This window comes from Neisseria sp. HMSC064E01 (genome assembly GCF_001808875.1).
GTDB lineage: Bacteria > Pseudomonadota > Gammaproteobacteria > Burkholderiales > Neisseriaceae > Neisseria > Neisseria sicca_A.
Genome location: NZ_KV794882.1, coordinates 1 through 3980, shown reverse-complemented (window position 1 = coordinate 3980; position 3980 = coordinate 1). Strand labels below are relative to the sequence as shown.

Here is a 3980-nt window from a genome sequence, read left to right as displayed (position 1 = left end):
TTATGAGTGTCCAAGATTTGGGGGACAGTTCAGTTTTCAGACGACCTCTTTATCACTATAGTGGATTAACTTTAAACCAGTACGGCGTTGCCTCGCCTTAAGCTCAAAGAGAACGATTCTCTAAGGTGCTGAAGCACCCAAGTGAATGGTTCCGTACTATCTGGATTTTGGGGAATTTTGCAAAGGTCTCTATCTGTACTATCTGCGGCTTCGTCGGCCTTGTCCTGATTTTTGTTAATCCACTATATTTTAGGGGCTACCGACATTTCATTTTCCAAGTGGTTTTTTGCTTCCAAAACGAAAACTATCGGACGTCAGCAGGTCCTAAGGCGTCCCACACTTTCAACGCATCCACCGTCGCCTTCACATCATGCACCCGCACGATTTGCGCGCCGCGCGCTACGGACGCCAACGCCGCCGCCACGCTGCCGTGTACGCGTTCCGCCGCGTCTGCCTCGCCGGTCAGCTCGCCTATCATGCGTTTGCGCGATACACCGATGAGCAACGGAAAGCCCGTTTCCGCCATCAATTCGGGCAAATGCCGCATCAGCGCGATATTGTGTTGCAGGGTTTTGCCGAAGCCGAAACCGGGGTCAAGCGCGATGCGTTGCGGGGCGATGCCTGCCGCGATGCATTCCGCTAAGCGCGCTTTCAAATACCGCGCCACTTCACCGACAACATCCTGATATTTCGGATTAATCTGCATGTTTTCAGGCAAACCCTGCATGTGCATCAGACAAATACCCGTGTCCGCCTGACGCGCCAGCAATTCGACCGCGCCCTCGTCAGTCAACGCCGCCACATCATTAATAATATCAACACCACCGAGCGCCAACGCTTGTTCCATAATCACCGTGCGGCGCGTGTCCAAACTAATGGGAACACCCCACCCTGCCACTTCCGCCAATACAGGCTCAACCCGCGCCCATTCTTCTTCCGGCGAAACATAATCCGCACCCGGCCGCGTCGATTCGCCGCCGATGTCGAGAATGTCTGCGCCTTCTTTTAAAAGCTGTTCGGCGTGCGCCAAGGCTGTTTGGGCGTTTTGCGAATACACGCCGCCGTCGGAAAACGAATCGGGCGTCAAGTTGACGATACCCATGATTTTCGGCTTGTCCAAACCGATTTCAAACCTGCCTGCCTGCCAGATGCGCGTGGTCATGATGGTGTTCCGTAAAATAATGAAGGTGAAATTATAGGTCGTCTGAAAACATCATGCAGCTTTCAGACGACCCCGTTTTACAAATCCTGCCGTTTAATGCCAAAATCAGGTTTACCGTCCTAATCCGCCTGACAAAGGAAACAGCCATGTACCGACACGTCGAATACTACCCCGGCGACCCGATTTTGAGTTTGGTTGAAACCTTCAAAAACGACCCGCGTCCCGAAAAAGTCAATTTGAGCATAGGCATTTATTTCGACGACGAAGGCAAAATGCCCGTATTGGAATCCGTAAACCGTGCCGAAACCGCCCGTGCCGCCACGCCTGCGCCGTCGCCCTACCTGCCGATGGAAGGTTTGAACACTTACCGCAGCGCGGTGCAGCATTTGTTGTTCGGCAAAGACAACCCCACACTCTCACAAGGACGCATCGTTACCGTACAAACCTTGGGCGGCTCGGGCGCGCTCAAAGTCGGAGCGGACTTCCTGCACCGCTGGTTCCCAGAAGCGCGCGCCTACGTCAGCGACCCGACTTGGGACAATCACCGCGGCATTTTTGAAGGCGCAGGTTTCGAGGTCGGCACTTATCCTTATTACGACCCCGCCACCGTCGACGTGAAATTCGACGAAATGACCGCGTTTTTCAACACCTTGCCCGAAAACAGCGTCTTAATCCTGCATCCCTGCTGCCACAACCCGACCGGCGTGGATATGTCGGAACAGCAATGGGACGAAGTGTTGCACATCATCAAAACGCGCAAACTGATGCCGTTTATGGACATTGCCTACCAAGGCTTCGGCGGCGATTTGGACAGCGATGCCTACGCCATCCGTAAGGCGGTGGAAATGGATTTACCCTTGTTCGTCAGCAATTCCTTCTCGAAAAACCTGTCGCTTTACGGCGAGCGCGTCGGCGGCCTGAGCGTGATTTGCCCGAATAAAGAAGAAGCGGAATTGGTGTTCGGACAGCTCAAATTCACCGTCCGCCGCATCTACTCCAGCCCGCCCGCACATGGCGCCTATATCGCCGCCGATGTGATGAACAGCCCCGAACTTTACGCCTTGTGGCAAAACGAAGTCTATGTCATGCGCGACCGCATCCGTGCCATGCGGCAGAAACTTTATGACGTATTGTCTGCCCAAATCCCTGACCGAGATTTCACTTATTTCATCAAACAGCGCGGCATGTTCAGCTACACAGGATTGAGCGTGGAACAAGTCCGCAGATTGCGCGACGAATTTGCCGTTTACCTGCTGGATTCAGGCAGGATGTGCGTCGCCGGGCTGAATGCTTCGAATATCGCCTATGTTGCCGATGCGTTTGCCGAAGTGTTGAAATAAAGCGCAAAATGCAAAAGGTCGTCTGAAACCTGATGTAGTTTTATTTGAAGTAAGTCAAAAGGCCGCCCGAAAAATTTTCATCTTTCAGACGGCCTCTCTATAATTGGCGCACCCAACAGGGATCGAACCTGTGACCTCCAGCTTCGGAAACTGACACTCTTCCAACTGAGCTATGGGTGCGGAGAAGGCGTAAGATTAACGCAAATCCCGACTGTTGGCAAAGCCTATTATGCAGGATGGCGCAAACAAGACAAACTTGCAGAAAATTCCCTGCAAATAATCAACAACATAACCAATCCACCCCTTAACAAACGGCAAAAAACTGCCGCCTTTGCGTATATTTTCCACAAGAGCGATTGGAAAGCCCCTGTGAATTCAGTATAATCCAGCAAAATATTGTTAACTGCGTTTAACACACCAAACTATAACTCAAAGCACAACCTAACCTAACGGCGAGGCCTACCAAATGAAACAACTCCGCGACTCAAAAGCCCAAGGCTCTGCATTGTTTACCCTTGTGAGCGGTATCATCATTGCTATTGCAGTCATTTACTTCCTCATCAAATTGGCGGGCAGCGGCTCGTTCGCAGACGTTAACCAATCGTCCGAAGCCGCCACGCAAACCCGTATCCAACCCGCAGGGCAGCTCGCCTTAGGCGACGGCATTCCAGTAGGCGAACGCAAAGGCGAGCAGATTTTCAACAAAATCTGTATCCAATGTCACGCTGCGGACAGCTCCGTCCCCAACGCGCCTAAAATCGAAAACAACGGCGATTGGGCTCCCCGTATCGGACAAGGTTTCGACACGCTCTTCCAACACGCTCTGAACGGCTTTAACGCCATGCCTGCCAAAGGCGGCGCAGCCGATTTGACCGACCAAGAACTCAAACGCGCCATTACTTACATGGCGAACAAGAGCGGCGGCAACTTCCCTGATCCCGATGCCGCAGCACCTGCCGATCAAGCAGCTTCAGGCGATGCAGCCGCATCCGCACCAGCCGCTGCCGGCTCTGCTCCTGCAGCCGACGCACCTAAAGCCGACGACAAAGGCGCAGCCGCTCCTGCAGCCGGCGGTGCAGACGGTCAAAAAGTTTACGAAGCCAACTGTAAAATGTGTCACGGCGGCACGATCCCCGGCGCTCCCGGCGTAGGCAAAAATGACGAGTGGGCTCCGCGCATCAAACAAGGTAAAGAAACCTTGTACAAACATGCTCTTGAAGGCTTCAACGCCATGCCTGCCAAAGGCGGCAACGCCGGTCTGAGAGACGACGAAGTCAAAGCAGCGGTCAACTACATGGCTAACCAATCGGGCGCTAAATTCTGATTCACTCAGAAAACGCCATAGATAACCCCAATAAAAACGCACCTTTAAACAAGGTGCGTTTTTTCTGCCACTCTTCATTACCCCCTAAAGAATACAAATCAAATACAAATCAACCAGACCCATCGAGACCTTTGCAAAAAAAGCCCTTCCCTCG

At 52.7% G+C, this 3980-nt stretch carries 3 protein-coding genes and 1 tRNA gene; 2 read left to right on the top strand and 2 right to left on the bottom strand.

The genetic code is table 11. The annotated features are described in order from the left end of the window. Nucleotides 1–304: 304 nt before the first annotated feature. Nucleotides 305–1162, bottom strand: coding sequence for a dihydropteroate synthase (gene folP / locus HMPREF2572_RS01395; protein ID WP_070495727.1), 858 nt, complete (start codon nucleotides 1160–1162; stop codon nucleotides 305–307). A gap of 146 nt (nucleotides 1163–1308) precedes the next feature. Between folP and HMPREF2572_RS01390 the strand changes: the two genes are divergently transcribed. Then, entirely contained in the window at nucleotides 1309–2502 is a 1194-nt protein-coding gene (locus HMPREF2572_RS01390) for an amino acid aminotransferase (protein ID WP_070495724.1), read from the top strand. A 104-nt stretch (nucleotides 2503–2606) separates the two neighbouring features. Here the strand turns inward: HMPREF2572_RS01390 and HMPREF2572_RS01385 are convergent. Beyond that, nucleotides 2607–2682, bottom strand: a tRNA-Arg gene (locus HMPREF2572_RS01385). Nucleotides 2683–2968: 286 nt separating this feature from the next. On the opposite strand from HMPREF2572_RS01385, the gene HMPREF2572_RS01380 reads away from it, so the two are divergent. Beyond that, nucleotides 2969–3826, top strand: a complete 858-nt coding sequence (locus HMPREF2572_RS01380; protein WP_070495722.1) for a c-type cytochrome — start codon at nucleotides 2969–2971, stop codon at nucleotides 3824–3826. Nucleotides 3827–3980 lie beyond the last annotated feature (154 nt).

Coding starts and splice junctions, on each gene's coding strand:
- HMPREF2572_RS01380 (WP_070495722.1), top strand. CDS start 2,969: ATGAAACAACTCCGCGACTCAAAAGCCCAAGGCTCTGCATTGTTTACC.
- folP (WP_070495727.1), bottom strand. CDS start 1,162: ATGACCACGCGCATCTGGCAGGCAGGCAGGTTTGAAATCGGTTTGGAC.
- HMPREF2572_RS01390 (WP_070495724.1), top strand. CDS start 1,309: ATGTACCGACACGTCGAATACTACCCCGGCGACCCGATTTTGAGTTTG.